At 55.6% G+C, this 882-nt stretch carries 1 protein-coding gene; it reads right to left on the reverse strand.

What is annotated here, in order from left to right:
* Window positions 1-175: 175 nt before the first annotated feature.
* A complete protein-coding gene (locus AWB68_RS47945) occupies window positions 176-460 on the reverse strand; it encodes a hypothetical protein (protein WP_125483327.1) in 285 nt (94 codons plus the stop codon).
* Window positions 461-882 lie beyond the last annotated feature (422 nt).

Consider the following 882-nt stretch of genomic DNA (forward strand, 5'->3'; position numbering starts at 1 on the left):
GTGTCTGTAACACCATACGAAATTGAGGGGTCAAGGGCGGGCTTTAGCCCGGCGCAGCGACCCCTTGACGCCACGACGGTTTGCCACGCTATGCGATGGTCGTGAGCGCGGCATTCGAGCGCTCACGACCATGCAAACGAGTTCTTTGGTCTTGACGAATCTCTCACAATTCCCATCAAATCACCCACAGATTGCGCCGAGGAACCAGAAATAAAAGCTGCTTAAGAATCACAAGATCGAACACGCCGGCATCACCCTCTATCGCATTCAGGCGCTCAAGATTTCGGGGATGTAAAGGCCGGGGATTTAGGCGGCTATGTTCGGAGCGAGCGCAATCTTGACCATGGCGGGAATGCCTGGATTCACGACGACTCGTAAATCCCGGGTCTTTGGCAACGCCCGCGTCTTCGACAGCGCTGAAGTTATCTGCACCGATGTCTACGGAGATACTTGCATCCATGGCAAAGCGGTTGTCTGTGGACAATGTGACAATGGTTCGGCGGCAAATCGCTGATCAACGGCGAGCCCCGCACGCCTTCTCCCTCTATTCCCTTTCGTGCTTGGTCGCCGCCCCTCTGACCGTGTGCGATTTCTGAAAGTGTCATTCGGGCCGCGTCAAGACTCGGACTTTTCCCGACCAAGCGTCCCTGCGCGCGTTTCGAATGTCGCGGATCGACCCCAAGGCGACACACGCTTCGGCTGGCTGAGTGGCCGCTTTATGCGTGACTGCAGCCGCTGCCCCCGATTGTCTGCTCGCATATCGAGCGCTACCGCCTGTTTATCATCGTCGTTTCAATAATACTTAAAATATTAAAACAAATGATCTATCGTTCCGGGCATGGACTCAAACCTCGTTGTACGCGCCCTGAGCGCGCTTGCCCA

Source organism: Caballeronia choica (assembly GCF_001544535.1).
In the GTDB taxonomy this organism is placed as follows: Bacteria; Pseudomonadota; Gammaproteobacteria; order Burkholderiales; family Burkholderiaceae; genus Caballeronia; species Caballeronia choica.

Excerpts from the sequence above, each read along its gene's own strand:
- AWB68_RS47945 (WP_125483327.1), bottom strand. The coding sequence starts at position 460 with ATGGATGCAAGTATCTCCGTAGACATCGGTGCAGATAACTTCAGCGCT.